Raw genomic sequence first — 25,928 nt, forward strand, 5'->3', positions numbered from 1 at the left:
GTCACCGTCACAACGAACCGACAACAACAATCCGGGAGACCTTCCAATGCATAAATCCATGGTTGCGCTGCTCGCGCTTGCCGCGGGCAGCCTGCCCGCGGCCGCCCAGACCAACAGCGGCGTCACGCTCTACGGCCTGATCGACACCACCATCCGCTTCAGCACCAACGAGGACGCGGCTGGCCATTCGCGCACGCAGATGACCGACGGCGTGCTCACCGGCAGCCGCTGGGGCCTGCGCGGCACCGAAGACCTCGGCGGCGGCAACAAGGCCTGGTACATCCTCGAATCGGGCTTCGCGCCCGACACCGGCACCAGCCAGCAGGGCGGGCGCCTGTTCGGCCGCACCGCGGTGATCGGGCTCGACGGCGACTATGGCAAGCTCGCGCTGGGCCGCCAGTACACCCTGGCCCACGAAGTGCTCTCCTCCTACGAGGCGATGGCCTTCGCCAACAACTCGATCGTTGGCTACCAGGGCGGCAACTACACCGGGCTGCGCTACGACAACACCCTCAAGTACATCAAGTCGTTCGGCCCGGTGCAGGCCTCGGCAGCCTATACGTTCGGCGAAGTGCCGGGCAGCATCAAGAACAGCTCGGCCGCTGCGGGTGCGCTCGTCTACAGCAACGGGCCGCTTGAAGTCGGCGCGGTCTATCAGCAAACCCAGAACGTCACCAGCGCATTCTTCGGCGCCGTACCCGCGGCGCAGGCCAGCAAGCAGACAGTCTGGGGGCTCGGCGGCACGTGGAAGGCCGCGCGCGCACAGTATTACCTGGGCTACACCAACAACCGGCTGGACGTGGCCGACTACCGCAACAACGTCGGCTATATCGGCACACGCTACACGCTGACGGATGCGCTCGCGTTCATCGGCACGTTCCAGTACGACTGGCTGCGTCATGCCGGGCAGAGCGGCAAGCGGCTCACCACGGCGGGCATGCTGGACTACAGCTTCAGCAAGCGCACGGATGTCTATCTGGAGGTGGATTACACCCACCTGCAGGGGGCGTGGATCGCGCTGAACAGTTCGCCCGCGTTCAACAACAGTGGCAATACGTACGGCAATGGCACGCGGTTGGGCGTGGTGGCCGGCGTGCGGCACAAGTTCTGATGTGGCGGGCGCCGTTGGGGGGCGCCGTGTTCTGCAGCGGCAGTCCGCCCCCTGAAGCCGCTTGTCGGCCGCACCTTGCGGGTGGAATAGGTTCCCCCGCCAGCATTCAGGGTCGAAGTGGAGCGTCGCGGGCGTTCGCCCACCCCGTGCTGTCGGACAATGTTTCAATCAAGGGGCAGGACGCCTCATCGCCATTGGCCTTGCATTGCCCGATCAGATGCGTCAGTTCGGCGCGCAATCGTTCGAGATCCCTCAAACGTTGCTCCACCAGACCGAGCTTTCGCTCGGCCAGTACGCGGGCCCTGCTGCACGAGTCACCATCACTCTGTTGCAGCAGCACCCGGATTTCATCAAGGGTAAACCCGAGCGACTGGGCCCGGCGGATGAAGAAGATCCGCTTCAGGCTCGGTTGCGTATACTGCCGAATGGTTCCATTGACACGCTCCGGCACCGGCAGCAAGCCGCACCGGTGGTAGTAGCGGACCGTCTCCACGCCTACACCAGCCGCCTTGGCCAGCTTACCGATCGTCAGGGTGTGCGCCATCGCTTGACTCCGTACCGTGGTACGGAACTAGTCCAATGCGTCATTGAAAAAGCACCCCGTTCGTGGTTAGATCGGGTGCATGGGAAAAATGAATTTGACCGAGCTCGAGCGTGAACAACTGCTGGCGGCGACTCGCAGCCGAACCATTCGGGCAGCCGACGCGCGCCGGGCCAAGCTGATCCTGATGCTTGAAGACGGCGAATCGCGCGACGCGATCATTGAGCGGCTGGGGTGCGATTCGCGTTTCATCTCGCGTTGGTCGAGTCGGTTTCTGGCCGAGCGGCTTGCAGGCTTGTACGCGCGCCATCCTGGACGAGCGCCCCTGAAGCCGCCTGAAAAGCTCGAGGCGCGTGTTCTGAGCTACACGCTCAAGCGCAAGCCCGCGGACGGGTCGACGCATTGGAGCAGCTACAAGCTTGCCGCGGAACTGGGGGATGTGTCGGTCTCGGCCGTGCAGCGCATCTGGCGCAAACATGGCGTGCGCCCGCACAGGTTGGAGCGGCACATGATCTCCAACGATCCCAACTTCGAGACCAAAGCCGCAGACGTGATTGGGTTGTATCTGAATCCGCCCGCGCATGCGGCGGTGTTCTGCGTGGACGAGAAGACCGCGATCCAGGCCCTGGATCGTAAGGACCGGCTGTTGCCACTGTCGCCAGGGCGTGCCGAGAGTCATGGCTTTGAATACAAGCGTAACGGCACGCTCAGCCTGTTTGCTGCCCTCAACACGGCAACCGGGGAGGTGATTGGCAAGACCGCACCACGCCATACCAGCGAGCAGTTCGTGGCCTTCCTCACCGATGTTGTGGCCAGTCAGCGGCCGGAGCAAGAAATCCATGTCATCTGCGACAACGTGAGCAGCCACAAAACCGAGCGCGTGCAGACCTTCCTCGAAGAACACCGTAACGTGCAGTTGCACTACACGCCGACTTACACGTCGTGGCTCAATCAGGTCGAGAACTGGTTCGCGCGCATTCAGCGCGATGTGATCGCGCGCGGCGTCTTCACCTCGGTGAAGGACCTGGACCGCAAGCTGATGCGCTATATCCGTCAACACAACAAGAATCCCAAGCCAATCAAGTGGAAGTACGACGATCCATCTCGGCGAATTCGCCCGGTGCCAATTCAATGACGCATTGGACTAGGCTACGTCCAAAACCCCTCAATGGGAAAGGGCAGACTGCATTTCGATATGGAACCGGGGGCCGGAACGCCAGGGATGGTGACGTCTGCCGCCTACCGGCCGCGATGGCGAAGGGACGTGATGAGTGCAGTCAAGCTGAAGTCGATCATCACCTGCCCCAAGTGCGCCTATGCAAAAGAAGATACGATGCCGACAGATGCCTGCCAGTGGTGCTATGAGTGCGAGCGCTGCCACATGTTACTGAGGCCGAAGGCCGGTGATTGCTGCGTCTTCTGCTCATATGGGACCGAACGGTGCCCGCCCATGCAGCAGCAAACTGGCTTGTGCTGTTCGCCGGCGGCCGTCACTCGCCGCTGACGCCAGAGCCGGGGCATCATGCAATCACAAATCATTCGCGTTTTTCCCCGGGAATATGGCTGGGCACTGGAGGTCGGCGACCTCAATGCAAAGGTCCAGATATTTCCGACCATGGAAGCCGCAATCGCTGCGGGTTGGGGCCTGGCGAGGCAGGAGAACGCGGAGTTGCACATACACCGCCACGATGGGAACCTGCGCTGGCGCACCAGCGGCTGCGACCAGCACTAGCCGCGGGCGCCGCTATCCGGCGACAGGCGGAAATACGTACCACGCGCCATCGCCATGGCGGAAGAAGGCAATCGACAGGCGCCGCGCGGATTGGGTCGATTCGACGCACACGAGGCAACCCTTGTGGTTGGCAAGGTGCCTGAAGCAGGCAACCCGCGCCGGGCTCTCATCGCTTGGCGACAACCACTTTTCTACCTGCGCGCGTAGTGAATTCTCTGTATTGCGCATCGTGGCACTCCTTCCGAGGCACACCTCACTGGTACCGCAAACAACTGGCACCTCCTTGATTTCAAGGTTAGATGGAGGGCCTCACCAGCGCCTTAGGCAAGGGACAACAATACGCATCGGGACGGACTGAATCGCACGTAGGAAATTCCTGACAGGAGGTGTCCAGGCACCCCGGGGCAATGTATAGGCCGTATCTGCCCTTCAACGCGGCTTGCCGATCGCCGCAAGAAGTTGCAGGCCCTCGCCAGTGATGCAGATGTGCCTGTGGTCAGGCGCAGTAGCCTCCAGCCGGACAAGCTGGCGTTCGACCAGCGCGCCGATGTCGGCAGGGTCCAGTTCCCGGTGGCCTTCCATATCACCGAGAACCATCAAGGCGGCGATCTCATGAGGACTCAGCATCTCCTGTCTCCGGCGGTGATCGAGGGTCGTGTCCGGTACGCCGCCTGAAGCCTCTTGCCGGCCCCGGGCCGGTCGCCGGCACGTCTTCGTCACTATAGGAGTCGACGCCCGAAGAGATGCGAGGGATTCCGCCGCATTTGCGTTCAATCAAATCGGGGCGCGCCATCCACCCCCGCCAGCATGGCCAGCGCCGAAACCGCCACCGCATATCCCTTGACGCCCAGGCCTGCCATCACCGCCTTCGCCACCGGTGAAATCCATGAGTGATGCCGGAACGCCTCGCGCGCATGCACATTCGAGATGTGGTACTCGATTACCGGCACCGCGGCCCCCTTGATGGCGTCATGCAGCGCAATCGACGTATGCGTCAGCGCTCCCGCATTAAGCACCACGCCGGCCATCTCGCCGCGCGCGCAGGCTTGCCCTGCCTCATGGATCCAGTCGATCAGCTGTCCTTCGTAGTTGGTCTGCCGGCATTCGGCCCGCAGGCCAAGCGCTTGCGCGGCCGCCTGGCAGATCCGCTCCACGTCGGCCAGCGTTTCGCTGCCGTACACCGCCGGCTCGCGCGTGCCCAGCAGGTTGAGGTTGGGGCCGTTGAGCACCAGTACTGTCTTCATTGCGTCTCCCGGAATGAACAAGGCCGCGCCTCTGGCGCGGCCGTCACCGATAGCCTATCGTTAAGCCTCCGCATAACAATCCGGCAATATGGAAACTCAGAATGCGCTGTCAGCGAACAATGATCCCTTCCTGCGGGATCTGCGCCTGTTCTGCACGGTGGCGCGCCGCTCCAGCTTTATTGCCGCGGCCCATGAGACAGGCATTTCACCCGCGCACGTGAGCAAGCGCATCGCGATGCTGGAGGCGATGCTCGGCACCCGCCTGTTCCATCGCACCACGCGGCGCGTCAGCGTGACGGCGGAAGGCGAAAACGCGTTCGCGTGGGCCCGCAAGATCCTGGAGGACGTCGACGGCATGCTTGAAGCGGTGGGCGGCGCGGGCAAGGCGGAAAGCGAGCCGCGCGGGCTGCTTCGCATTGCCACCAGCCTGCGGCTCGGGCGCCGCTTCGTGGCGCCGGTGCTGGCGCTGCTGCGGCAACAGCATCCGGGGCTCGAGGTCTGGCTGGAACTGCTGGACCGGCGCGTGGACCTGATCGGGGAGAACTTCGACCTGGACATCCGCATCGGCGAAGTCGAGGAACCGCACCTGATTGCCAGCCGCATTGCCAGCGGCAGCCGCGTGCTGTGCGCGGCGCCGGCCTACCTGGCGCGCCGCGGCGCGCCGCGCCAGCTGGCCGAACTGGCGCAGCATGACTGCCTGCTCCACCGCGAACGCGACCAGGCCTTCGGCGTGTGGCGGCTGCACGGCCCCGCCGGCATGGAAATGGTCAAGGTGACCGGCCCGATGGCGTCGAACCACAGCGACGTCACGCGCGAGTGGGCGCACGAGGGCTACGGCATCATCATGGCCTCGGTCTGGGACGTGGCCGACAGCATTCGCGCAGGCGAGCTGGTGCAGGTGCTGCCGGCGTGGCAGCAGCCGGCCGACGTCTGGGCCGTGACCAGCGCCCGGGCATCGTCGTCGGCGCGCATGCGCGTCTGCATCGACTTCCTCAAGGCCCGCCTGTCACAGGGCCCGTTCGCGCTGGCGAGTTCGCTGCACGGGTAGAAGCCGGCCCGCGCGGCGGCGCGAGGGTCTGTAACAGACCCTAAAGCGTGCGCATGATCGACAGCGCGGTGTCCTGCAGCACCTGCAGCACGCGCGCGCAGGCCGCGTCCGCGCTCTCCTCGCCGATCTGCATATTGACCGACAGCGCCGCAATCACCTTGCCGTGGCGGTCGCGCAGCGGCACCGCCACCCCGCGCACGCCGATCTGCAACTGCTGCTCCACCACGGCATAGCCCTGAGCGCCGGCCTTGCGAATCTCTTGCAGCAGCCGGTCGTGCTGGAGGATCGTGTAGGGCGTATAGGGCGTCAGCACGCACTGGTCCAGCCACTCCCTCACCGTGTCCTCGGGCTGCGACGCCAGCATCATCACGCCGGCCGAGGCCAGCGGGGCCGGCACGCGCGCACCCAGCACGAAGCCCGTGCTCATCACGCGGCTGGTGCTGGTGCGGGAGATGAATACCAGCTCCCAGCCATCGAGCACGCTCAGGTAGGCGGCCTCGCCGACCTGCGCGGTGATCTGCTGCAGGAACGGCTGCACCAGGCGCGGCAGCCGTGCCGAATCGAAGTAGGACCAGCCGACCTTGAGCACGCGCGGCGTCAGGCTGAACAGCGTGCCGTCGCTGGTCGTATAGCCCAGGTGCTCCAGCGTGAGCAGGTAGCGCCGCGCGGCCGTGCGCGTCAGGCCAGTCAGCTGCGCCGCCTGCGACGGCGTGAGGCGGGGATGGTCGTTGTCAAAGGCCTCCAGGATCGCCAGGCCCTTCTCCAGCCCGGCGATCCAGTCGCGCCGGTTCAACGGTTCTTTTTCCATGCTCGCTTATGGTTAACCCGGGTAATGCGCGACAGTCGCGCATGATCGCGCGATTATCGCTCTTTTAGGCGCGAATTGCGATTGTTTGGCGCGCTCGCGACTTCTACGCTTGCTGCATACCGGCCCCGACCTTCACCGCATCATGTCTGCAGCCTCTCGCCCCAAACCGCTTCCGAAGTCGATCGCCACCGTCTCGCTCTCCGGCACCCTTCCCGAAAAACTTGAGGCCGCCGCGGCTGCCGGATTCGACGGCGTGGAAATCTTCGAGAACGACCTGCTCAACTTCGACGGCTCGCCCGCCGAAGTGCGCCGCATGGCGGCCGACCTCGGCCTGCGCATCATGCTCTACCAGCCGCTGCGCGACTTCGAGGCCATGCCGGCGGAACTGTTCGCGCGCAACATGGCGCGCGCCGAACGCAAGTTCGACGTGATGAAACAGCTTGGCGCCGACACGGTGCTGGTCTGCAGCAATGTCCAGGACATCGCCATCGACGACCCCGCGCGCGCCGCCGCGGACCTGCGCCAGATGGCCGAGGCCGCCGCCCGGCGCGGCCTGCGCGTCGGCTATGAGGCCCTGGCGTGGGGCCGGCACACGCGCCGCTGGCGCGAGGCGTGGGACATCGTGCGGCGCGCGGACCACCCGGCACTGGGCCTGGTGCTGGACAGCTTCCATACGCTGGCGCTGGGCGACACCCTGCAGGGCCTGGACATCGTGCCGGCCGAGAAGATTTTCTTTGTGCAATTGGCCGATGCGCCGCGCATGTCGATGGACGTGCTGGGCTGGAGCCGGCACTACCGCAACTTCCCTGGACAGGGCGACCTGCCGGTGACCGACTTCGCGCGCGACGTGCTGCAGGCTGGCTATACCGGCCCGCTCTCGCTGGAAATCTTCAACGACGAATTTCGCGCCGCCCCGGCGCGCCAGACCGCGCTGGACGGGCTGCGTTCGCTGATCTGGCTCGAATCCGAGGCGGGCGGCTTCGCGCTGCCGGCGCCGCCGGTGTTCGAAGGCGTCGACTTCGTCGAGTTCGCGGTCGACTACGTGGCCGGGCGCGAACTCGCGCAGCGGCTGGCGTCGCTCGGGTTCGTGCATGCCGGGCGCCATCGCTCCAAGGCGGTCGACCTGTACCGGCAGGGCGACATCAACCTGATCCTCAATGCGGAGCAGGACAGCGCGGCCGCCGAACACTTCCAGCTGCACGGCCCGTCTGTTTGCGCGATCGGCCTCAAGGTCGACGATTCACGCCGCGCCATCGCGCGTGCCCGCGCGCTGCTGTGCAAGGAGTGGCGCGAACCGGTGGGCCCGCAGGAACGCGTGATTCCCGCGCTGCGCGCGCCCGACGGCATGCTGTTCCACCTGATCGACGACATCGACGCCGCGCGCAGTATTTACGAGAGCGACTTCGAGCTTCGCCCGCTGCCGCAAGAAGCCGCCGCGGGCGCGGGGCTGACGGCGATCGACCATATCGCCCAGGCCCTCCCTGCGCACCGGCTCGACACCTTCGTGCTGTTCTACCGCTCGGTGTTCGGCATGCAGGCCGAGGCCGTCCACGAGATTGCCGATCCGTATGGCCTGGTCAAGAGCCGCGCCATGGTCAGTGCCGGCCAGCGCGTGCGCATTCCGCTCAATGTCTCGGAGAGCGGGCGTACGGCCACGGGGCGTTTCGTCACCGCCTACGCGGGCTCGGGCGTGCATCACATTGCCTTCCGGTCCACGCAGCTCGCGCATACGGTCGAAGCCATCGACCGCAGCCGCTCGGCGATGCTGCATGTGCCCGACAACTACTTCGAAGACCTGGCCGCGCGGCTGGCGCTCGACGATGACCTGCTGGCCCGGCTTCAGCGCCTGGGCCTGCTCTACGACCGTGACGGCCATGGTGAATTCCTGCACACCTACACGGAGCCATTCCACGAGCGCTTCTTTTTCGAACTCGTGCAGCGCGATGGCTACGTCGGCTACGGCGTGGCCAACGCGTCGGTGCGCATGGCCGCTCAGGCGCAGCTGCGCCACGGCTGATGCCGGCCGTCCCGCTTTTTCAAGACAACCATACACTTCCCACAGGAGACTCTGAATGCTCGATCCTTGCATCATCTCGGTTGCGATTACCGGTTCCGTACCGCGCAAGAAAGACAATGCCGCCGTGCCGGTCACGGTAGCCGAACAGATCGAAAGTACTCACGCCAGCTATGAGGCGGGCGCCTCGCTGGTCCACCTGCACGTCCGTGACGCGCAGGAGAACTCCAGCTCCGACCCCGAGAGTTTCGCCGCGCTGCAGGAGGGCATCCGCAAGCATTGCCCGGGCATGATCGTGCAGTTCTCCACCGGCGGACGGGGCCGTGAAGCCAGCCAGCGCGGCGCCATGCTGTACCTGCGCCCGGACATGGCATCGCTGGCCACCGGCTCGGTCAATTTCCCCACCAGCGTCTATGAGAACCCGCCCGACTTCATCCGCTCCCTGGCGGCCAGCATGCGCGAGTTCCAGGTCAAGCCCGAAATCGAGATCTTCGACCTGTCGATGCTGTACAGCACGGCCGAACTGGTAAAGGAGGGGCTGCTCGCGCCACAGCCGCATGTACAGTTCGTATTCGGCATCCGCAACGCGATGCCGGCGCGCCGCGAAGTCCTGGCGTTCGAAGTCGAGCAACTGCAGAAGGTGCTCCCCGGCGCAACCTGGACTGCAGCCGGGATCGGACGGCACCAGCTCGAAGTCAATCACTGGACACTGGAGCTTGGCGGCCATTGCCGAACCGGGCTGGAAGACAATATCCGCTGGGACAAGGACACGCTGGCCCGCAGCAATGCGCAGCTGGTGCAACGCGTTGCGCAACTGTGCGAGCAGTATGGCCGCGCCGTGGCGACGCCCGCTCAGGCCAGGTCCCTGCTCGGCTTGCAACCCCTGGCGGCTTAGCCTCGATATGTCAGACCGGCGGCCCGCCCGGCGGCCGCCCGGGCGTCACGCGGGGACGTTCGCCGCGGGCGTGCCCCGTTCGCGCGCCGCCGCGGCGGTTCCGCCCACGCCGCTGGCGGCGATGAATGCTACGCCGAGCACCGACCACGCATCCGGCACGGAACCGAACACCATCCAGCCGCCGAGCATGGCAAAAGCGATCTGCAGATACAGATACGGCGTCAGGACGCCCACCGGTGCGCGCGCATAGGCCAGCACCAGGCAAAGGTGACCGGCGCAACCGGCCAGCGCCATGCCGGCCAGCATGGCCCAGTGCATTGCGCTGACGTGCCAGACCCACGAGAACGGCAACGCCGCCGTGAGCAGCACCGTCGCCACAGAGCCCGTGTAGAAGTGCGTCGTCCCGACGCCGTCGGCACGCGTCAGCGCGCCGGTCAGCAACTGGTAGCCGGCGTTGGACAGCACCACGCCCAGCGGCAGCAGCATGGCCGGGTGGAAGTCGGGGCCGGGGCGTATCACCATCACCGCGCCGGCAAACCCCAGCAGCAGGAACAGCCACCGCACCGGCGAGACCCGCTCGCCCATCAGCGCTGCCGCGGCGAGCGTGATGGCCAGCGGCGTGAGCATTGCCACCGCGGTGAAGTCGCCCACGGGCAGGACCTTGAGGCTGAAGAACGCGCACAGGCTCGACACCAGCATCAGCGCCGCGCGCATGCATTGCAGGACCGGCCGGCGTGTGTGTAGCAGGTACCGGCCGCGCGCCGGCAACAGGACTGCGCCGGTCAGCGCCGTCTGCGCCAGATAACGCACCCACAGCGCCATGACCACCGGGACGGCGCCGCCGACGCCCTTGGTCAGCGTATCGAGCGTGGCAAAGCAGGCTACCGCCGCGATCATTAGCGCAATGCCTTGCGGCGTGTGGTGGTCCTTCATGGCGGGGTTGGCTGCTTGTTGCGCCGCTGGCAGTGGGTTGCGCGGCGTGGATTGGGGGATGGGAGCAGGTTACTGTTGCCAGCGGGAAAAACAATTGGGCTGGGAGGAAAGTCAGAATGCGCGTTGAGCGAATAATCGGTGGGCTGCCGGACGGCGCTTTTTGTCGTTCTTGGCCGGCGCCGCCGTTTCGCCGGCGTAGCCGGCGGGGTTATCTGGTCCGGATTGGCGTGTCGTGCTTGGCATGCGCTGCTGTTTCGCCGGCGTAGCCGGCGAGGGCTTTGTGGCTATGACTGGCTCGTCGTGCTTGGCAGGCGCCGCTGTTTCGCCGGCGTAGCCGGCGACCTACTTCTTGTCCGAGCGACAAGAAGTAGGCAAGAAGCGCGTCGCCTGGCGGCTGGCCATCAACGATGCGCTTCTTGTGTTCAAGCGGCTTTGGTCTCGCGATGCGTGGATGCCCATTCGACCCTGCTCCGATAACCGGCTCTTGTACGGTCCCCATGTAGGGCTCGGGTACAGCGTTCCAAAAGCGTCAGTGGTGGGACGCCTGCGGCTGCGCTGCGCGCGCGTCCTAGTCGGTTTGCGACGGGCATAATCGTCGCCAGTGCCAATGGTTCGGTTTCTCTGCTTCGCTGCGGCGCGGTTTGCCTGCGGCCTGGGTGCTCAGACTAGGGCTCTGCGCGTAGCGCAGCCGAAGGCGATTACACGATGGCGGTAGCAGCAGGGGCCACGGACAGTTTCGGGGCTCGTTCAATCAGCGCTCTAATCCTGCCCACGGACGTGCACCACGCGGCAGGCAGCCGGGCACACTCTGAAGCCCATACCCGTACAACACCCTTAGCCCACTACGATCAATATTCGCCCGCTAGGGCAAGTAAACGCGCTTTTTGGTTACTTTTTGTCGCTCGGACAAAAAGTGACTCGCCGGCTACGCCGGCGAAACAGCAGCGCCTGCCAAGCACGACAAGCCAGCCTCCCCTAGGCCTACAGTTGCCCCCCTGCCGCCTCCCCCTTCTGTCCTATAGTGAAATGCCTGCGGTACGTGGGAACAAGACACAGGAAGACGCGCCATGACGACCTGGAAGCCGGATCCGAGCTTTTACCCATCCCCCCGCCTGGCAGCCAAGGCCCCGCCGGAGACCATTGCCTACGTGGCGATGTTCGATCCCGAGCGCAAGCAACCCGACGCCATCGCCGTGGTCGACGTGGACCCCGCGTCACCGCGCTACGCCAGCATCGTCGGCAAGGTCGCCATGCCGCATGCGGGCGATGAATTGCATCACTTCGGTTGGAATGCGTGCTCGTCGTGCCTGTGCCCGAACGCGCCGCATCCGCATATGGAACGGCGCTACCTGGTGGTACCGGGGCTGCGCTCGTCGCGCATCTACATCCTCGACACCAAACCCGATCCGCTCAAGCCGTTCCTGACCAAGGTCATCGAGCCCGAGATGCTGGCCGAGCGCACCGGCTACAGCCGCCCGCATACCGTGCACTGCGGACCGGGCGGCATCTATGTGACGGCGCTCGGCAACGCCGAGGGCAAGGGCCCCGGCGGCATCGCCATGCTCGACGCGCAGAGCTTCGACCCGCTCGGCCGCTGGGAGGTCGAGCGCGGTCCGCAGTACTTCGCCTATGACGGCTGGTGGCACCTTGGCTACGACACGCTCGTCACCAGCGAATGGGGCACGCCGGACATGGTCGAGGACGGCCTCGTGCCCGACATCCTGCTCGGCGCGCGCTACGGGCGCCGCCTGCATTTCTGGGACTTCACGCGGCGCAGGCACCTGCAGGAGATCGACTTCGGCGACGAGTACCAGCTCGTGTTCGAGCTGCGCCCGGCCCATGACCCGACCCGGGCCTATGGCTTCGTCAACTGCGTGATCAGCCTGAAGGACCTGTCGTCGTCGATCTGGACCTGGTATCGCGACAAGGACAAATGGGCCGTGCGCAAGGTCATCGAGATCCCGGCCGAAGCCGCCGATCCCGACCAGCTGCCGCCCATGCTCAAGGGCTTCAAGGCGGTGCCGCCGCTGGTGACGGACATCGACCTGTCGATGGATGACCGCTTCCTCTACGTGTCCTGCTGGGGCACGGGAGACCTGCTGCAATACGATGTGTCCGACCCGTTCGCGCCGAAGCTCACAGGCAAGGTGCGCCTTGGCGGCATCGTCTCGCGCGCCACGCATCCGGGCGCGAAGAACGGCGCGCTCAATGGCGGGCCGCAGATGGTCGAGATCAGCCGCGACGGACGCCGCATCTACTTCACCAACTCGCTGTACGGCGCGGTGGACCCGCAGTTCTATCCCGAAGGCATCGACGGCTGGATGGTGAAGCTCGATGCCGCCCCCGAAGGCGGCCTGTCCATCGATCCGAAGTTCTTCATCGACTGGCCGAAGGGCCATCGCCCGCACCAGGTGCGGCTGCAGGGCGGGGATTGCTCGTCGGATTCGTACTGCTATCCGTGATGGGTCCATCGGCCACCTTGGCAACCGCATCGGCCCAGTGGGCGGCATGGTGGCCCTGGGTCGTCATTGCCGCGCTGGGCCTGTTCCACGGCATCAACCCCGCCATGGGGTGGCTGTTCGCCGTGGCGCTGGGCCTGCACCGCCACAAGCGCAGCGTGGTGCTGCTGTCGCTGCTGCCGATCGCGCTGGGCCATGCGCTGGCGGTGGCGGTATTCGTAGCGGCGGCGCTCACGCTTGGCAGTGTGGTGGATGCAAGCCTGTTCGCGCGCGTCGGCGGGCTCGTGCTGATCGGCTGGGCCGGCTGGCACATCCTGCGTGGCCACCGCGGCCGGCCGCGCGTGGGCATGCAGGCCGGCATGGCCGGGCTCGCCTGCTGGTCGTTCCTCATGGCGGGCGTGCATGGGGCCGGGCTGATGCTGGTGCCGGCACTGATGCCGCTGTGCGCGTCGCCGCTATCGGGCCGCATCGTCGGGGGCAGCGCCGTGGCACCCGCCGTGCTTGCGCTGGGCCTGCATACCGGAGCCATGCTGCTGGCCATCTGCGCGGTGGCGTTGCTGGTCTATGACCGCGTAGGGGTGGCCTTCCTGCGCACGGGATGGATCAACCTGGACCTGGTCTGGAGCGTCGCGCTGGCGTTGTGCGGAGTGGCGCTGTTGGTGTGGTGATTGCCGGCCGCCGAACGCTCCCGCCGGGTCTCACCGCAGCAGGAACGGCAACACCGTCTCCAGCAACAACTCCGGCGCCTCCTCGGCAATGTAGTGGCCGCACGGCAGGCCGTGCCCGCTGACGCGACGCGCCACCTTGCGCCACTCGTCGAGCGGGCGGAAACATTGGCCCACGGCGCCCTGCTCGCCCCACAAGGCCAGCATCTCGCACTCGACCATGCGCCCGCCCGCCAGGTCGGCGCGATCGTGTTCCAGGTCGATGCCCGCGCTCGCGCGATAGTCCTCGCACAGGCCGTGGGCGGCGCCAGGGCTTTGCAGGCAGCGCAGGTACTCGGCCATCGCGGCCTCGGTGAACGGCGCCAGCCCGGCGCTGCGTGCGCCCATGGTGCTGCGCAGGTAAAGCGCCGGGTCGGCCTCGATCAGCGTCTCGGGAAACGGCGCGGGCCGGATCAGGAAGAACCAGTGCCAGTACGCCGTGGCGAAGGCCAGGCTGGTCTGCTCGTACATCGCCAGCGTCGGCGCGATGTCTAGCGTGACCAGGCGTTCGATGCGTTCGCCGTGGTCCAGTGCCATGCGGTGCGCCACGCGGGCGCCGCGGTCGTGCGCCATGACGCGGAAGCGCTCGAAGCCGAGCGCTGCCATCAGCCCGACCTGGTCGCCCGCCATGGTGCGCTTGCTGTAGTTGGCGTGGCCGGGCAGCCCGGCGGGCTTTTCGCTGTCGCCGTAGCCGCGCAGGTCAGCGGCCACCACCGTGAAGTGGCGCGCGAGGGTCGCCGCGACCTTATGCCAGATCACATAGGTCTGCGGATGGCCGTGCAACAGCAGCAGCGCCGGCCCCTGACCGCCCACGACGGCGTGGATGCCGACGTCCGCGCATTGCACAAGGCGATGTTCGAATCCCTTGAATCCCTCCAGCACGCATGTCTCCTTTCGTATTCAATGACCCGCAAGAGGCATTGAAGGTGAAGGCAGTGTAATCAGGAAATCGATTGCCATCGTTTCCGACGACGACGTTCATTCATTCCTGCTGCTCACGAATGCGCGCCTGCACCGCGCCCGCGCGAGCGTTGGCACAGCGTCAGGCGACGTTGAAGAAATGCGTGCCGTCGCGCTCAAGCTGGGCGATCAGCCCGAACTCCCAGTCCAGGTAGGCCTGCATCGCGGCGGCCGCATTGTCGGTGCCTTCGTACGGGCGGCGATAGCGGTCCGTGCGCGGCACCGACAGATGGGTCTCGCCGCTTTCCACCGGCAGTCCGGCGGCCAGCCATGCGAGCGTGCCGCCTTCGAGCACGTAGATCCCGGCCTGTGTCAGCGCGCGCAAGTCCTCGGCCGCGAAGCGTGCAAGCTGGCTCGTGCCGCATGTCAGCACATAGCGGCGCGCGGGCGGAATGCGCTTTAGCGCCTGGGCAAGCTGCGCGCGGATGACAAACCACGCACCGGGGATGTGGCGCTTCACGTAATTGGCACTGGCCGTGAAGTCCAGCACGACCGTCTGTCCATCCTGCGCTTCCAGCCACGCGTTCAGCGTGGCCGGCGACACCGCCTCCACGGCCGCCGCATCGGGTGCGGGCACGCGCGGCACGCCGGTTTCGCTGCGCAGCGCCACATCGACTGGTGCCACCACCCACGCGTCCCAGCCCATCTGCGCCAGCCATGACGCGCTCATGTCGGCGCGCACGCCGTCATCGTCGGCCAGCACGATGCGCGCGCCGCGCACGGGTGCGCTGTGATCGGTCTCCTGCACGAGCTGCCCGCCCGGTGCGTTGATGAAGCCGGGCAGGTGGCCGTCGGCGAATTCCTCGGGCGTCCTCACGTCGAAACGGTAGAGCGTGCGTCCCGGCGCTTCCAGCGACTTCAATGCGGCGTGTTCAATGCGCTGCACCCCTGCACGTGCAGCGATCGCGCGTGCGCCGCGGCGTGCCTGTTCGCGATTGGCTGCGCCGATTTCCAGCGGCGCACGGCGGCTCGCGCCGTGGTCCAGCGTTTGCCCCGCCAGCGTCCAGCCGATGGTGCCGTTGCGCAGCGCCGCCACCGGGTTCGGAATGCCGGCATTGATCAGCGACTGCGTGCCGATGATGCTGCGCGTGCGGCCCGCGCAGTTGACGACGACCTGGGTCGAAGGGTTCGGCGCCAGCTCGCGCACGCGCAGCACCAGTTCGGCGCCCGGCACGCTCGTGGCCGTGGGAATGCTCATGGTCTGGTACTCGTCGAAGCGGCGCGCGTCCACCACGACCACGTCGGCGCCGCTGTCGATCAGCGCCTTGACCTCCGGCGCGGTCAGCGACGGCGTGTGCCGTTTCGCCTCCACCACTTCGCCGAAGGACTTGCTGGGCACGTTGACGTCGCGGAACACTTCGCCGCCGGCAGCGATCCACGCACCGAGCCCGCCGTCGAGCAGGTTCACATCCGAATAGCCCAGCTTGCGCAGCACGCTTGCCGCGCGCGGCGCCAGGTCGGCGTCGTCATGCTCGCCATAGATGACGATCCGCGTGTCGCGTCGGGGAATGCGCGGCCATGCTTCCAGCTCCAGTTTCGATAGCGGGAAATTGGCGGCCCAGAGCGGATGCGACTGGGCAAACGGATCTTCTTCGCGCACGTCGATCAGCGCGATCTCCTTGCGCGCGAGCAGCGCCTGGCGCACGGCCTGGCTGGTGATCAGCGGAAACTGTTCAGCGGAAGCGGTCATGATGCGGCGGAATCCTTCGAGCGGTCCCACGGATTGGGCAGGTAGGGGTTGGAGTAGCCCGAGATGAATGGCTTGCGTTCACCGGCCTCGGTATAGACACTGCGGCGCACGCCGCCGATGTTGCCGCCGTACACGTGGATGCTGATCGAGACGCGATCGTCGTACGCGTTGTGCACGCGGTGGATATCGCCCACCGTCGGCGAAACCGCCTCCACCTGTCCCGGCTCCAGCCTGGTCGGCTCGCCGTGCGCCAGCGGGCGTCCTGCGGCATCGATCACGAACGGCTGCGAATACTCGGCGCCGCGCAGCATGCCGATCAGGCCCCAGACCGTATGGTCATGGATCGGCGTGCGCTGGCCCGGGCCCCAGACAAAACTCACGACGGAAAAGCGCTCGGCCGAATCGCAGTGCAGCAGCATCTGCTGGTAGTACTCGGGATGCGGCTGCGCGAACGCATCGGGCAGCCAGTCATCGCGCGCAACCAGCCTGGCCAGCAGCGCCCCGCCTTCGCGCAGGATGCGCGGCTCGCCGGGCTGCTCGTCGAGCAGCGTCGACAGGCCGGTGATGAACTCGCGCAGCGGCGCAAGCGTTGCGCGGCTGGCGGTGGGGGATTCGCTCACACATGTCTCCTGATTGGTCATTGTCCGAGCGCCGCGCGGCCCGCCGCGAGCAGGATCGAATCGTTCTGCGGCGTATGGATGCGGCTGCACAGCACGTCGCGGTAGTGGCGCTCCAGCGGGTTGTTGCGGCTCAGGCCGTGGTTGCCCGAAAGCTGCAGCGCCAGCTCCACCGCGCGGATTGCATTGCCCGTGACCGTGAACTTTAGCAGTCCGCTGTCGACCGGTGTCGGCGGCGTGCCGGCATCGGTGCGCGCGGCGGCATCGTCGAGCAGCGCCTGGTTGGCATGCAGCAGCGCCGCGATCTCGCCGATCGCCTCCTGCACGCGCGGCAGCGTCGCCAGCGGCGCGCCAAGGCTGGCGGGTGTCCGTTCACGCACAAAGCCGCGGATCCAGTCGAAGCCCGCGCGCGCCACGGCGTCGTAGAGACTGCCGAGCAGCACGACCATCCATGCCTGCTGGTCCGCGTTGGCGTCCACATCGGCCTGGCTCGCGCCGGCGGGTGCCCATGCCGAGGGCGCGCGGATATCGACGGCGTTCTCCGGCGGGATCCAGACATTGTCGAGCACGGTCTCATGGCTGCCCGATGCGCGCAGGCCCATGTGGTTCCAGTTCTCCACCACGCGGATGCCGGCCGCATCGGCCGCCGGACGCGGCACCAGAAAGACGCCCACGCGCGGCTGCGGCTCATCGGTGCGCGCCCACACCGACAGCCAGCGCAACGCGGGGATGCCGGTGCTGTAGAGCTTGCGTCCGCTCAGGCGCCAGCCGTCGGCCACGCGCGTCGCGACCGTCGCGGGCAGGCCGCCGCGCGCGGGAGAGCCCAGGTCCGGCTCCACGCGCAGGGAATTGATCAGGCCGCCCTCTTCCACCGCGCTCGCGAACACCTGTTGGCGTACCGGCTCGGACCAGCGTGTATCCGCGCGGCCAATGGCACGGTGTTGCAGGTAGGTCATGGCGAGCACCAGCGCCGTCGCGGCGTCACCGCCGGCCACCGCGCCGATGATGCGGCGCGCCTCGGCCAGGCCGGCACCGCCGCCACCGTAGGCGCGCGGCACGGCCTGAGAGATCAGGCCGTACTGGTGCAGCAGTGCGAAGTTCTCGTGCGGAAAGCTGGCCGCGGCGTCGTGCTGCGCGGCGGTGGCCGCAAAGCGCGGCCTCAGCCCGGCGAGCACATCGCCGAGCCGCGCCTCGCTGCTGGGCAGCCGGCGCAGGGAAGACAGGGACATGGTGGATTCCTGGCAAGGCGCGGTGCGCGAACGCACACCGCTGGTGAACGCCACATAGCGTAACGCCGCCGCGCCGCTTCTGAAACGACGCATCCCGCATATGGTCTGTCGTTTTTATTCGTTCGGTCTTGCCAGGAACGGGCGTAACTTGCGGCTCAGTTCCTTTGTCATTTCCTCGTTTCCTCGTTTCCTCGTTTGACTCTTTCGCACCTCGCCTTGCGCCTTGCGCGCAAGCGCATCGTTGCCCCTTCCCGTCAGGAGAACCACGCATGAGCGTCGATATCATCGGCATGATCCAGAGCCAGAAGCAGTCCGAGATCCACCGCCCCACGGGCCCGGTGATCGACCGCGATTATGTCCGTGCCTTCGCCCAGGCCCACGAGCAGGCGGGCTTCGACCGCATCCTGGTGCCGCACCATTCGACCGGCCCCTCGGCGACGCTGACGATCTCCTACGCGGCCACGGTGACCGAGCGCATCCACTTCATGCTGGCCCACCGACCCGGCTTCACCGCGCCGACGCTGGCCGCGCGCCAGATCGCCACGCTCGACCAGTTCAGCGGCGGCCGCCTCGGCGTGCACTTCATCTCGGGCGGCTCCGACGACGAGCAGAAACGCGACGGCGACTACCTGAACCATGACGAGCGCTATGCGCGCACCGACGAATACCTGGAGATCCTGCGGCGCATCTGGACCGAGGACAAGCCGTTCGACCACGAAGGCAAGTACTACCGCTTCAGCAATGGCTTCTCCGAGGTCAAGCCTGCACAGAAGCCGCATGTGCCAATCTACTTCGGCGGTGCGTCCGAAGCCGCGCTCAAGGTCGCGGGCAAGCACGCCGACGTGTACGCGCTGTGGGGCGAGTCGCTCGACCAGGTGCGCGAGCTGACCACGCGCGTGCGCGCCGAAGCGGCACAGCACGGCCGCGAGGTGCGCTTCTCGGTCTCGTTCCGCCCGGTACTCGCGCAGACCGAGGAAAAGGCATGGGCGCGCGCCGACAGCATCCTCGAGCGTACCCGCGCGCTGCGCGTGCAGCAGGGCTACAGCCGCGGCGGTCCGCAGCAGAGCGAAGGCGCGCGCCGCCTGCTTGCCGCGGCGGAGCACGGTGACCGCGTCGACCAGCGCCTGTGGACCGCGATCGCCCGCGAGACCGGCGGCCGCTCCAATTCCACCGGCCTGGTGGGGACGCCGGAGCAGGTGGCCGATGCACTGCTGCAGTACTACGACCTGGGCGTCACCACCTTCCTGATCCGCGGCTTCGATCCGCTGGAAGACGTGATCGACTACGGCCGCGAGCTGATTCCGCGCGTGCGCGAACTGGTCGCGCAGCGCGATGCAGGGCACCAGTCCGCGCGCAAGGCAGCCTGAATCCGGCAAACAACAGGAACGCGGGAAAATCCATGAGCCAAATCGAACCGGCCGCCACGCTTGCCAGCGCGGCCAGCCACAACGCGCGCCGCCGCTGCGTGCTGCGCGCCGCTGGCGCGGCCGCTATCGCCGCGCCGGCACTGATCCTTGGCCGCCAGGCCTGGTCCGCACCGCGCAAGCTGACCTTTGCCTGGAACCAGAATTCGTTCTGCCTGACACCGGTCGTGGTGGCGCAAGAGCGCGGCTTCTTCGAGAAGAACGGGCTGCAGGTCGAGCTGATCAACTACAGCGGCTCCACCGACCAGCTGCTCGAATCGATCGCCACGGGCAAGGCCGATGCCGCGATCGGCATGATCCACCGCTGGCTCAAGCCGCTGGAAGCCGGCTTCGACGTCAAGATCATCGGCAGCTCGCACGGCGGCTGCGTGCGGCTGGTGGGCGCGAGGGCAGCGGGCGTGACCAGCCTGCAGCAGCTCAAGGGCAAGACCGTCGGCGTGAGCGACCTGGCCGCGCCGGGCAAGCACTTCTTCACCATCCTGCTGGCCAAGCACGGCATCGATCCCGACAAGGACATCACCTGGCGCCAGTATCCCGCCGACCTGCTCGGCGTGGCGGTGGACAAGGGCGAGATCCAGGCCATTGCCGACGGCGACCCCAATCTCTATCTGCTCGAAAAGCGCACCAACGGCGCCTATGTCGAACTGGCCACCAACCTGACCGGCGAGTACGCGCGCAAGGTCTGCTGCGTGGTCGGCGCGCGCGGCGAACTGGTGCGCAATGACCGCCCGGCCGCGGCATCGCTGGCGCGCGCGATCGTGCAGGCCACCGAGTTCGTCAACGAGAACCCGAACGAGGCCGCCAGGGTCTTCGCCAGGTACTCGCCCAAGATCAGTCCCGATGACCTGCGCAAGCTCTACGCCACGCTGACCTACACGCACCACCCGACCGGCCTGGACCTGCAGGAAGAGATCGGCTTCTACGCCGAGGATTTCCGCCGCATCGGCGTGCTCAAGAAGACCACCGATGCCAAACGCCTGGCGCAGCACGTCTACGCCAACGTCCTGGGGTAACGCCATGACCACAAGCCACTCCGCACTCGACCCGGTGCTCGCGCGCAGCGCCGGCGCCGCCTCGGCACCGGCACGCGACGCCTGGCGGCCCTGGCGCGCAGGCATCGCCGCGGCCGGCGCCTGGGCGGCCTTCGGCGCCATCACATGGCGCTGGCCCAACCAGGTGGCGGGCTTCTCCGACTGGGCCTACACCGAGGAACTCGGCATCGCCGCAGTGTCGGTGGCCGTCGTGCTGGCGCTGCTGGCGCTCGCCGGCCGGCGGGCACCGCTGCCGCGCGGCGCGCTGGCCCGCCTGCATGCCGCCGGGCCGTGGCTCGTCGCGATGGCCGTGGTGCTGTCCGCGTGGGAGATCCTGACCGCCAAGACCGCGATCCTGCCCACGCCGTTCTTCGCGCCGCCGCAGGCGCTGATCGAAGTCTATGTCGATGACTGGCCCCGGCTTGGCGACAGCGCCCTCAACACGCTCAAGCTGCTTGGGCTCGGCGTGGCGTATGGCGGCATCGCCGGCTTCCTGATCGGCGTGTCGATCGGCTGGTCGCGCCGCATCGGCTACTGGGTGCATCCGGTCCTGCGCGTGCTGGGCCCGTTGCCTTCCACCGCGCTGCTGCCGCTGACCTTCTACTTCTTCCCGTCGAGCTACTCGGCCGCAGTGTTCCTGATCGCGCTGGCCACGGCCTTCCCCGTCGCGGTGCTGACCTGGTCCGGCGTGGCCAGCGTCAGCAAAAGCTACTACGATGTCGCGCGAACGATGGGGGCATCGGGCTGGTTCCTGGTGTTGCGCGTCGCTATCCCCGCAGCGTTGCCCCAGGTATTCGTCGGCCTGTTCATGGGCCTGGGCGCCTCGTTTTCCGTGCTGGTCACGGCCGAGATGATGGGCGTGAAGTCCGGCCTCGGCTGGTACCTGACCTGGGCACAGGGCTGGGCCTCCTACGTCAATATGTATGCCGCGCTGATCGTGATGGCGCTGCTCTTCTCCGGCGTCATCACGCTGCTGTTCACCGTGCGCGACCGCGCGCTGTCGTGGCAGAAGGGAACCGTCAAATGGTAGCCATCGCTGAACGCCCTGCCGCCGCAAGGGGGCCCACCCCGACGCCGGCAACTGGCGCACACATCGATATCCGCAACGTCAGCCATTGGTTCGGCAGCGGCGACAATCGCTTGCAGGTGCTGGACGGCGTGGACCTGACGGTCGAACGCGGCGAGTTCGTCGCCCTGCTCGGCCCCAGCGGCTGCGGAAAATCCACGCTGCTGCGTCTGGTCGCGGGCCTGGACAAGCCGGTCGCTGGCGAAATGCTACAGGACGGCGCGCCCATCACCGAGCCCGACCCGTCGCGCATCGTCGTGTTCCAGGACCCGACGCTGTACCCGTGGCGCCGCGTGTGGGACAACGTCGCACTCGGGCTGCAGGCACGCGGTATCGTCAGGCAGGAACGCCATCGTGTCGATGGGGCGCTCAGGCGCGTCGGCCTGGAATCGTTCGGGCGCGCCTTCCCGCACCAGCTTTCGGGCGGCATGGCGCAGCGCGTGGCGCTGGCGCGCGCGCTCGTCAACGACCCGCGCCTGCTCGTGCTCGACGAACCGCTCGGCAAGCTCGACTCGCTCACACGCCTGGCCATGCAGGGCGATCTCGTCGAGCTATGGCAGCGCGCGGGCTTCTCGGCGCTGCTGGTCACGCACGATGTGGAAGAAGCCTTGTTCCTGGCGCAGCGCGTGATCATCTTCAGCGACCGGCCGGCGAAGATCCGCGCGGAAATCGCCGTGGACCTGCCCTACCCGCGCCACCGCGGCGATCCGCGCCTGACCGCACTGCGCCACGAAGCGCTGCGCCACCTCGGACTGGATGCAAGCTGGTGACGATGTCCTGGCTTGACGGGGCGGTGCGCCCAGTGCGCCCATGAACGGCCTGCCCGCGCAGGCCTGGCTCAATACCCTGCTGGTCCTGCTCCAGAACGCCCAGCTTGCACTGCTGCGGCTCTGCCATGCACTGGGGCTCAGCGGGGACGCCCACGGCCAGCCCGCCTGGCCGTGGGCGCGGCGTATTGCGGGCGAAACGCTGCTGATCGACCTCGGCCTCGCGCGCCAGCTTGCCTGGTCGCTCGGCGCGACGGTGTTTGCGCTGGCGTTGATGACGCTTGCGATTGCATGGTGCCGCCACCGCGGTGGCCTGCTTGCCGTAGCCGCCCTGGCCCTCGTTGTGGCACCGTGGCCGTCGCCCTCGTTGCTGCTCGGCTCTGCGGCGCCGACCAGCTTCCACACCAGCCCCACACAGTTCTCGGTCGATGCCATCGCGCTCGGCGCCACCGTCTATGCGCAGCGCTGCGCGTCCTGTCACGGCAACGACGGCCGCGGGGAGGGACCACTGGCGGCTTCCCTCAAGCGCTGGCCGCCCACGCTGGTCGGTCCGCTGCTTGCGCGGCGCGCGGATGGCGAGTTGTTCTGGCATGTCGTGAACGGCATGCGGGACGCGAATGGCGAGCCCACCATGCCCGCGTTTGGCGCGACGCTGAGCGACGCGGACACGTGGGCGGTGCTCGATTACATGAAGGCGCTGGCCGCGGGCAGCGGCGCTGCCGCCAACGGCAGCTGGCCGGTGCCGTTGCCATTGCCCGATACCCTGGTGCAATGCGGCGCGGATGCGTTGCCCCTTCCGCTGGCGCAGTGGCGTGGCGGGCAGCGGGTGCGCGTGGTGGCGTTCAATGGAGACCCGGCTTCGCTGCCGATGCTGGATCCGCGGTTCCAGACCTTGCTGCTGACGCGCGATGGCACCTTGCCTGCCGGCTTGCCGCGCTTTCGTACCAACTGCGTGGCGGTGTCCGCGCAGGCGTGGGCCGTCTATGCGCAGATCGCCGGCGTGCCCGCCAACCGGCTGGGCGGGACGGAGTTGCTGGCGGACCGCGGCGGCTGGCTGCGGGCGCGCGGTACGCCGGGCACGAGGGGGTGGTCGGATACGGACATGGTTTGCCGGTCAGGCGCCGCGGCCGGGACACCGCGCGAAGCGCCGCGCGCCGATGGGCTCACGGCGCTGCTCCTGCGCATGGATGCGGAACCGGTCAGGTTTGTGAAGGGAGGCTTTGTTCACTGAGGCTGAGGCTGAGGCCGTGTACCGGCGCGCTCGGCCGGGAAATGACCGGCTTAGCCGCCGGCGCACTGCCTGCGCCAGTCGGTCGCGCTGCAGCCAAACGCGGCGCGGAACCAGTGGCTGAAACTGCTCGGCGTGGAGAAGCCCAGCAAGCCGGCCACTTCGCCGACCGGCTGGTCGCTTTCCTTCAGGTGGCGCATCACCAGTTCCATGCGGACCTGGTCGAGCAGCGATGAAAACGTCAGTCCTTCGGCGCTGAGGTAGCGGTGCAGCGTGCGGCGGTCGACGCGCAACCGGTGCGCCAGTTGCTCTGCCGTGCAACGGCCGGATGGAAGCAAGGAGAGGATCAGCTCGCGGCACGATTCACGCACGCCTTCATCGCGGTGCCGCAGTGCGGCCTCGAGGTAGTCCCGCGCAAAGCGCGCGGCGCCCGGGTCGCCCGGCGTGCGCGGCATCTGCAGGTCGGCCGCCATGCAGACCATGCCGTTGAACGACTGGTTGAACTTCGGCAGCGTGCCAAAGAACGCACGGTGCGCCGCCGCGTCGGCCGGTGCGCGATGCGTAAAACAAACCTCGACCGGCTGCCACCGGGGCCCGATCAGCTCGCGCATGATGCGGAACTTCACGCCCACGGCGAGTTCCATCGCCTGCCGCGTGGACAACCCCGGGCTCGGCAGCAGATCCTCGCGAATGACGACGGTATGCCCGTTGTCGTCGATGTGCGTGACCAGCGTGGCGCTGAGCAGCTTCAGGTAGCGGCACAAGGTATCGAGCGCCTGCCGCGGCGTCGGCTCTTCCCTCAGCACCAGGCTGATGGGCCCCAGGTTCGAGAACGACCGCTGCGCAACCAGCCGCAGCGCGAAGTCTTCCAGGCCGGTGGCGCGCGCGGTGAGTTCCAGCAGCTCGCGCACGGCATGGCTGGGAATCAGTTGCTCCGGATTCTCCAGCAGCCCGGCCGACAGCCCTACCGCGCGCAGGTAGGCGTGGGGATCGTGCCCGAGCGACGCCACCAGCTCGATGTAGCCGTTCAGGCTGGCGCTGCGAATCAGCTTGCCGACGGATTGCATGGCTCCCCCGATTGGCTCCGCCCGGGGGCGGAGCGTGACGTCACGTTCGCTGTGCCGGTAGCCCTCAGTCCGGAGTGAAGTTGATCGAGCGCAGCAGCTTGCCCTGGCGTTCGGACGACTCACGCGCGTCCCTGGCAAGCTCTTCGCTGGAGGCCGCCGAGCCGATCTCCATGCCGAGCTCTTCGATCTTCTTCTGGACAGCGGGCGACTGCATGACCTTGAGCGTCGCTTCGCGAAGCCTGGCGAGCACGGCAGGCGGTACGCCCGGCGCGGACCAGAGTCCCATCCAGCTCACTTCCTTGAGATCCGGAAAGCCGAGCTCGGCAAACGTGGGCACGTCAGGCAGTGCCGGAATCCGCTTCGGGTAGGCAATCGCGAACGCCTTGAGCTGACCCGACTTGATGAACGGCAGCGAGGTGGCCGGGCCGTCGAACATGAGCGGGACGTGGCCCCCCATCACGTCCTGCAGCGCGGGCGGCGACCCCTTGTAGCTCACGGCACCTGCGGTCAGGCCTGCCAGCCGGTTGAACTGCACGCCGATGGTATGGCCGCGCATGCCGGCACCGAAGTTCGCGTAGTCGACCTTGCCCGGGTTCGCCTTGATGTAGGTGATCAACTCGCCGAGGTTCCTGGCGGGCAGGCCGGGCTTGCCGACCAGGATGAGCCCCTGCCGGGTCAGCTGCGCCACGGGCACGAGGTCCTTGAACGGGTCATAGGTGACCTTCATGACCTGGGGCACTTCCGAGACGATGCCCTTCTGGACCAGCAGGAAGGTGTACCCGTCCCGCGGAGCGGACAGCAGGCCATGCACGCCGATGGTTCCCGCCGCGCCGGCCTTGTTGTCGACGATCAGGGTCTGTCCGAGCGGGCGCTGCAGCTCATGTGCGAAGAGCCGCGCCAGGATGTCGGCGGTGCCGCCCGGCGGCGCTGCCACGATGATCCGTACGGGCTTGGTCGGCCATTCTGCGGCATTCGCAGCCGGCAGCAAGGGAACAGAGGCAATCATCAGTGCCAGCGCCTGGCGGGCAAACTTCGGGAAAGGCTTCATCGCGGTTCCTTAGGGGGGTCTCTTGGTCCGTGGCATCGCTGGACGCCTTGGCCTGGCTCTGATATGGCCGTCAGGAACATTCTGTGGGCGCGCGCAGCCGCCCGCTTTGCATCGCGCGACAGAAATGTGCAGATCGTGACAGCGGGCGCTCCGCCCGGCCCCTGTTTCCCGGCGCGGCGCCGGTCCGCGTGCGCATGTGGCGCCCGCGACGCCCGCGCCAGGCCTGTCCCAACTAGACAAATGCATGTCCCGGATCGACAAGCGGTCGCGGCGGGCGCGCCAGATACTCAGTGGACCGGATCACAGCCGGAA

At 67.2% G+C, this 25,928-nt stretch carries 25 protein-coding genes; 14 read left to right on the forward strand and 11 right to left on the reverse strand.

Going from position 1 to position 25,928, the window contains the following annotated elements; all coding sequences use genetic code 11:
* The first annotated feature begins 46 nt into the window (after positions 1–46).
* Positions 47–1,111 (forward strand): porin, encoded by a 1,065-nt coding sequence (locus CupriaWKF_RS19170; protein ID WP_276102352.1) that lies wholly within the window; start codon positions 47–49, stop codon positions 1,109–1,111.
* 106 nt (positions 1,112–1,217) lie between these two features.
* Here the strand turns inward: CupriaWKF_RS19170 and CupriaWKF_RS19175 are convergent, their stop codons facing one another.
* The gene (locus CupriaWKF_RS19175; RefSeq protein WP_276102353.1) at positions 1,218–1,655 is read right to left on the reverse strand and encodes a MerR family DNA-binding protein; all 438 of its coding nucleotides are present in this window, start codon (positions 1,653–1,655) and stop codon (positions 1,218–1,220) included.
* A 70-nt stretch (positions 1,656–1,725) separates the two neighbouring features.
* Between CupriaWKF_RS19175 and CupriaWKF_RS19180 the strand changes: the two genes are divergently transcribed.
* The 3 genes from CupriaWKF_RS19180 (at position 1,726) to CupriaWKF_RS19190 (ending at position 3,384) form a co-directional block, all read left to right on the forward strand.
* Complete coding sequence (locus CupriaWKF_RS19180) at positions 1,726–2,787, forward strand: IS630 family transposase (RefSeq protein ID WP_276103324.1); 1,062 nt, start codon at positions 1,726–1,728, stop codon at positions 2,785–2,787.
* Between the two features lie 132 nt (positions 2,788–2,919).
* Positions 2,920–3,156, forward strand: a complete 237-nt coding sequence (locus tag CupriaWKF_RS19185; RefSeq protein ID WP_276102354.1) for a GDCCVxC domain-containing (seleno)protein — start codon at positions 2,920–2,922, stop codon at positions 3,154–3,156.
* 18 nt (positions 3,157–3,174) lie between these two features.
* The gene (locus tag CupriaWKF_RS19190) at positions 3,175–3,384 is read left to right on the forward strand and encodes a DUF2188 domain-containing protein (RefSeq protein WP_276102355.1); all 210 of its coding nucleotides are present in this window, start codon (positions 3,175–3,177) and stop codon (positions 3,382–3,384) included.
* Between the two features lie 429 nt (positions 3,385–3,813).
* On the opposite strand, the gene CupriaWKF_RS19195 is transcribed toward CupriaWKF_RS19190, so the two are convergent.
* Together CupriaWKF_RS19195 and aroQ are read right to left on the reverse strand one after the other, a co-directional pair.
* Positions 3,814–4,011 (reverse strand): hypothetical protein, encoded by a 198-nt coding sequence (locus CupriaWKF_RS19195; RefSeq protein ID WP_276102356.1) that lies wholly within the window; start codon positions 4,009–4,011, stop codon positions 3,814–3,816.
* A gap of 143 nt (positions 4,012–4,154) precedes the next feature.
* Positions 4,155–4,628 (reverse strand): type II 3-dehydroquinate dehydratase, encoded by a 474-nt coding sequence (gene aroQ, locus CupriaWKF_RS19200; protein ID WP_276102357.1) that lies wholly within the window; start codon positions 4,626–4,628, stop codon positions 4,155–4,157.
* An 88-nt stretch (positions 4,629–4,716) separates the two neighbouring features.
* Here aroQ and CupriaWKF_RS19205 point away from each other — a divergent pair, with 88 nt between their 5' ends.
* The gene (locus CupriaWKF_RS19205) at positions 4,717–5,676 is read left to right on the forward strand and encodes a LysR family transcriptional regulator (protein ID WP_276102358.1); all 960 of its coding nucleotides are present in this window, start codon (positions 4,717–4,719) and stop codon (positions 5,674–5,676) included.
* 40 nt (positions 5,677–5,716) lie between these two features.
* On the opposite strand, the gene CupriaWKF_RS19210 is transcribed toward CupriaWKF_RS19205, so the two are convergent.
* Positions 5,717–6,484 carry an IclR family transcriptional regulator C-terminal domain-containing protein gene (locus CupriaWKF_RS19210; RefSeq protein ID WP_276102359.1) on the reverse strand — a complete coding sequence of 256 codons (768 nt, stop codon included), beginning with the start codon at positions 6,482–6,484 and terminating at the stop codon, positions 5,717–5,719.
* 142 nt (positions 6,485–6,626) lie between these two features.
* Between CupriaWKF_RS19210 and CupriaWKF_RS19215 the strand changes: the two genes are divergently transcribed.
* Both CupriaWKF_RS19215 and CupriaWKF_RS19220 read left to right on the forward strand, forming a co-directional pair.
* Positions 6,627–8,501 (forward strand): sugar phosphate isomerase/epimerase and 4-hydroxyphenylpyruvate domain-containing protein, encoded by a 1,875-nt coding sequence (locus CupriaWKF_RS19215; RefSeq protein ID WP_276102360.1) that lies wholly within the window; start codon positions 6,627–6,629, stop codon positions 8,499–8,501.
* A 55-nt stretch (positions 8,502–8,556) separates the two neighbouring features.
* Complete coding sequence (locus CupriaWKF_RS19220) at positions 8,557–9,393, forward strand: 3-keto-5-aminohexanoate cleavage protein (RefSeq protein WP_276102361.1); 837 nt, start codon at positions 8,557–8,559, stop codon at positions 9,391–9,393.
* Between the two features lie 45 nt (positions 9,394–9,438).
* On the opposite strand, the gene CupriaWKF_RS19225 is transcribed toward CupriaWKF_RS19220, so the two are convergent.
* Positions 9,439–10,326, reverse strand: coding sequence for a DMT family transporter (locus CupriaWKF_RS19225; RefSeq protein WP_276102362.1), 888 nt, complete (start codon positions 10,324–10,326; stop codon positions 9,439–9,441).
* A gap of 1,067 nt (positions 10,327–11,393) precedes the next feature.
* On the opposite strand from CupriaWKF_RS19225, the gene CupriaWKF_RS19230 reads away from it, so the two are divergent.
* Both CupriaWKF_RS19230 and CupriaWKF_RS19235 read left to right on the forward strand, forming a co-directional pair.
* Entirely contained in the window at positions 11,394–12,788 is a 1,395-nt protein-coding gene (locus tag CupriaWKF_RS19230) for a selenium-binding family protein (RefSeq protein ID WP_276102363.1), read from the forward strand.
* 17 nt (positions 12,789–12,805) lie between these two features.
* Positions 12,806–13,453 (forward strand): hypothetical protein, encoded by a 648-nt coding sequence (locus CupriaWKF_RS19235; protein WP_346348619.1) that lies wholly within the window; start codon positions 12,806–12,808, stop codon positions 13,451–13,453.
* Between the two features lie 30 nt (positions 13,454–13,483).
* Here the strand turns inward: CupriaWKF_RS19235 and CupriaWKF_RS19240 are convergent, their stop codons facing one another.
* The 4 genes from CupriaWKF_RS19240 to CupriaWKF_RS19255 form a co-directional block, all read right to left on the reverse strand.
* On the reverse strand, positions 13,484–14,371 hold the full coding sequence (locus tag CupriaWKF_RS19240) for an alpha/beta hydrolase (protein WP_276102364.1): 888 nt from the start codon (positions 14,369–14,371) through the stop codon (positions 13,484–13,486).
* Positions 14,372–14,531: 160 nt separating this feature from the next.
* Positions 14,532–16,139, reverse strand: a complete 1,608-nt coding sequence (locus CupriaWKF_RS19245) for a rhodanese-related sulfurtransferase (RefSeq protein ID WP_276102365.1) — start codon at positions 16,137–16,139, stop codon at positions 14,532–14,534.
* Positions 16,136–16,759 carry a cysteine dioxygenase gene (locus tag CupriaWKF_RS19250; RefSeq protein ID WP_276102366.1) on the reverse strand — a complete coding sequence of 208 codons (624 nt, stop codon included), beginning with the start codon at positions 16,757–16,759 and terminating at the stop codon, positions 16,136–16,138. Before CupriaWKF_RS19250 ends, CupriaWKF_RS19245 begins: the two co-directional genes overlap by 4 nt.
* A 17-nt stretch (positions 16,760–16,776) precedes the next feature.
* Positions 16,777–17,985: an acyl-CoA dehydrogenase family protein gene (locus CupriaWKF_RS19255; RefSeq protein ID WP_276102367.1), complete on the reverse strand. Its 1,209-nt coding sequence runs from the start codon at positions 17,983–17,985 to the stop codon at positions 16,777–16,779.
* A gap of 269 nt (positions 17,986–18,254) precedes the next feature.
* On the opposite strand from CupriaWKF_RS19255, the gene CupriaWKF_RS19260 reads away from it, so the two are divergent.
* The 5 genes from CupriaWKF_RS19260 to CupriaWKF_RS19280 are packed head-to-tail and all read left to right on the forward strand — an operon-like array spanning position 18,255 to position 23,504.
* Positions 18,255–19,352 carry an LLM class flavin-dependent oxidoreductase gene (locus CupriaWKF_RS19260; protein WP_276102368.1) on the forward strand — a complete coding sequence of 366 codons (1,098 nt, stop codon included), beginning with the start codon at positions 18,255–18,257 and terminating at the stop codon, positions 19,350–19,352.
* Positions 19,353–19,384: 32 nt separating this feature from the next.
* A complete protein-coding gene (locus tag CupriaWKF_RS19265) occupies positions 19,385–20,422 on the forward strand; it encodes an ABC transporter substrate-binding protein (RefSeq protein ID WP_276102369.1) in 1,038 nt (345 codons plus the stop codon).
* A gap of 4 nt (positions 20,423–20,426) precedes the next feature.
* Positions 20,427–21,470 carry an ABC transporter permease subunit gene (locus CupriaWKF_RS19270; protein ID WP_276102370.1) on the forward strand — a complete coding sequence of 348 codons (1,044 nt, stop codon included), beginning with the start codon at positions 20,427–20,429 and terminating at the stop codon, positions 21,468–21,470.
* A complete protein-coding gene (locus tag CupriaWKF_RS19275; RefSeq protein WP_276102371.1) occupies positions 21,464–22,276 on the forward strand; it encodes an ABC transporter ATP-binding protein in 813 nt (270 codons plus the stop codon). The genes CupriaWKF_RS19270 and CupriaWKF_RS19275 overlap by 7 nt, the downstream gene beginning before the upstream one ends.
* 40 nt (positions 22,277–22,316) lie before the next feature.
* Positions 22,317–23,504 (forward strand): cytochrome c, encoded by a 1,188-nt coding sequence (locus CupriaWKF_RS19280; protein WP_276102372.1) that lies wholly within the window; start codon positions 22,317–22,319, stop codon positions 23,502–23,504.
* Between the two features lie 50 nt (positions 23,505–23,554).
* Here CupriaWKF_RS19280 and CupriaWKF_RS19285 read toward each other — a convergent pair whose 3' ends face one another.
* On the reverse strand, positions 23,555–24,568 hold the full coding sequence (locus CupriaWKF_RS19285; RefSeq protein ID WP_276102373.1) for an AraC family transcriptional regulator: 1,014 nt from the start codon (positions 24,566–24,568) through the stop codon (positions 23,555–23,557).
* Positions 24,569–24,632: 64 nt separating this feature from the next.
* Positions 24,633–25,616 carry a tripartite tricarboxylate transporter substrate binding protein gene (locus tag CupriaWKF_RS19290; RefSeq protein ID WP_276102374.1) on the reverse strand — a complete coding sequence of 328 codons (984 nt, stop codon included), beginning with the start codon at positions 25,614–25,616 and terminating at the stop codon, positions 24,633–24,635.
* Positions 25,617–25,928 lie beyond the last annotated feature (312 nt).

Source organism: Cupriavidus sp. WKF15, from assembly GCF_029278605.1.
GTDB lineage: Bacteria > Pseudomonadota > Gammaproteobacteria > Burkholderiales > Burkholderiaceae > Cupriavidus.

Excerpts from the sequence above, each read along its gene's own strand:
- CupriaWKF_RS19265 (WP_276102369.1), top strand. The coding sequence starts at position 19,385 with ATGAGCCAAATCGAACCGGCCGCCACGCTTGCCAGCGCGGCCAGCCAC.
- aroQ (WP_276102357.1), bottom strand. The coding sequence starts at position 4,628 with ATGAAGACAGTACTGGTGCTCAACGGCCCCAACCTCAACCTGCTGGGC.
- CupriaWKF_RS19230 (WP_276102363.1), top strand. The coding sequence starts at position 11,394 with ATGACGACCTGGAAGCCGGATCCGAGCTTTTACCCATCCCCCCGCCTG.
- CupriaWKF_RS19185 (WP_276102354.1), top strand. The coding sequence starts at position 2,920 with ATGAGTGCAGTCAAGCTGAAGTCGATCATCACCTGCCCCAAGTGCGCC.
- CupriaWKF_RS19275 (WP_276102371.1), top strand. The coding sequence starts at position 21,464 with ATGGTAGCCATCGCTGAACGCCCTGCCGCCGCAAGGGGGCCCACCCCG.
- CupriaWKF_RS19195 (WP_276102356.1), bottom strand. The coding sequence starts at position 4,011 with ATGCTGAGTCCTCATGAGATCGCCGCCTTGATGGTTCTCGGTGATATG.
- CupriaWKF_RS19280 (WP_276102372.1), top strand. The coding sequence starts at position 22,317 with ATGAACGGCCTGCCCGCGCAGGCCTGGCTCAATACCCTGCTGGTCCTG.
- CupriaWKF_RS19170 (WP_276102352.1), top strand. The coding sequence starts at position 47 with ATGCATAAATCCATGGTTGCGCTGCTCGCGCTTGCCGCGGGCAGCCTG.
- CupriaWKF_RS19225 (WP_276102362.1), bottom strand. The coding sequence starts at position 10,326 with ATGAAGGACCACCACACGCCGCAAGGCATTGCGCTAATGATCGCGGCG.
- CupriaWKF_RS19205 (WP_276102358.1), top strand. The coding sequence starts at position 4,717 with ATGGAAACTCAGAATGCGCTGTCAGCGAACAATGATCCCTTCCTGCGG.
- CupriaWKF_RS19260 (WP_276102368.1), top strand. The coding sequence starts at position 18,255 with ATGAGCGTCGATATCATCGGCATGATCCAGAGCCAGAAGCAGTCCGAG.
- CupriaWKF_RS19245 (WP_276102365.1), bottom strand. The coding sequence starts at position 16,139 with ATGACCGCTTCCGCTGAACAGTTTCCGCTGATCACCAGCCAGGCCGTG.
- CupriaWKF_RS19270 (WP_276102370.1), top strand. The coding sequence starts at position 20,427 with ATGACCACAAGCCACTCCGCACTCGACCCGGTGCTCGCGCGCAGCGCC.
- CupriaWKF_RS19175 (WP_276102353.1), bottom strand. The coding sequence starts at position 1,655 with ATGGCGCACACCCTGACGATCGGTAAGCTGGCCAAGGCGGCTGGTGTA.
- CupriaWKF_RS19220 (WP_276102361.1), top strand. The coding sequence starts at position 8,557 with ATGCTCGATCCTTGCATCATCTCGGTTGCGATTACCGGTTCCGTACCG.
- CupriaWKF_RS19210 (WP_276102359.1), bottom strand. The coding sequence starts at position 6,484 with ATGGAAAAAGAACCGTTGAACCGGCGCGACTGGATCGCCGGGCTGGAG.
- CupriaWKF_RS19215 (WP_276102360.1), top strand. The coding sequence starts at position 6,627 with ATGTCTGCAGCCTCTCGCCCCAAACCGCTTCCGAAGTCGATCGCCACC.
- CupriaWKF_RS19190 (WP_276102355.1), top strand. The coding sequence starts at position 3,175 with ATGCAATCACAAATCATTCGCGTTTTTCCCCGGGAATATGGCTGGGCA.
- CupriaWKF_RS19255 (WP_276102367.1), bottom strand. The coding sequence starts at position 17,985 with ATGTCCCTGTCTTCCCTGCGCCGGCTGCCCAGCAGCGAGGCGCGGCTC.
- CupriaWKF_RS19285 (WP_276102373.1), bottom strand. The coding sequence starts at position 24,568 with ATGCAATCCGTCGGCAAGCTGATTCGCAGCGCCAGCCTGAACGGCTAC.
- CupriaWKF_RS19290 (WP_276102374.1), bottom strand. The coding sequence starts at position 25,616 with ATGAAGCCTTTCCCGAAGTTTGCCCGCCAGGCGCTGGCACTGATGATT.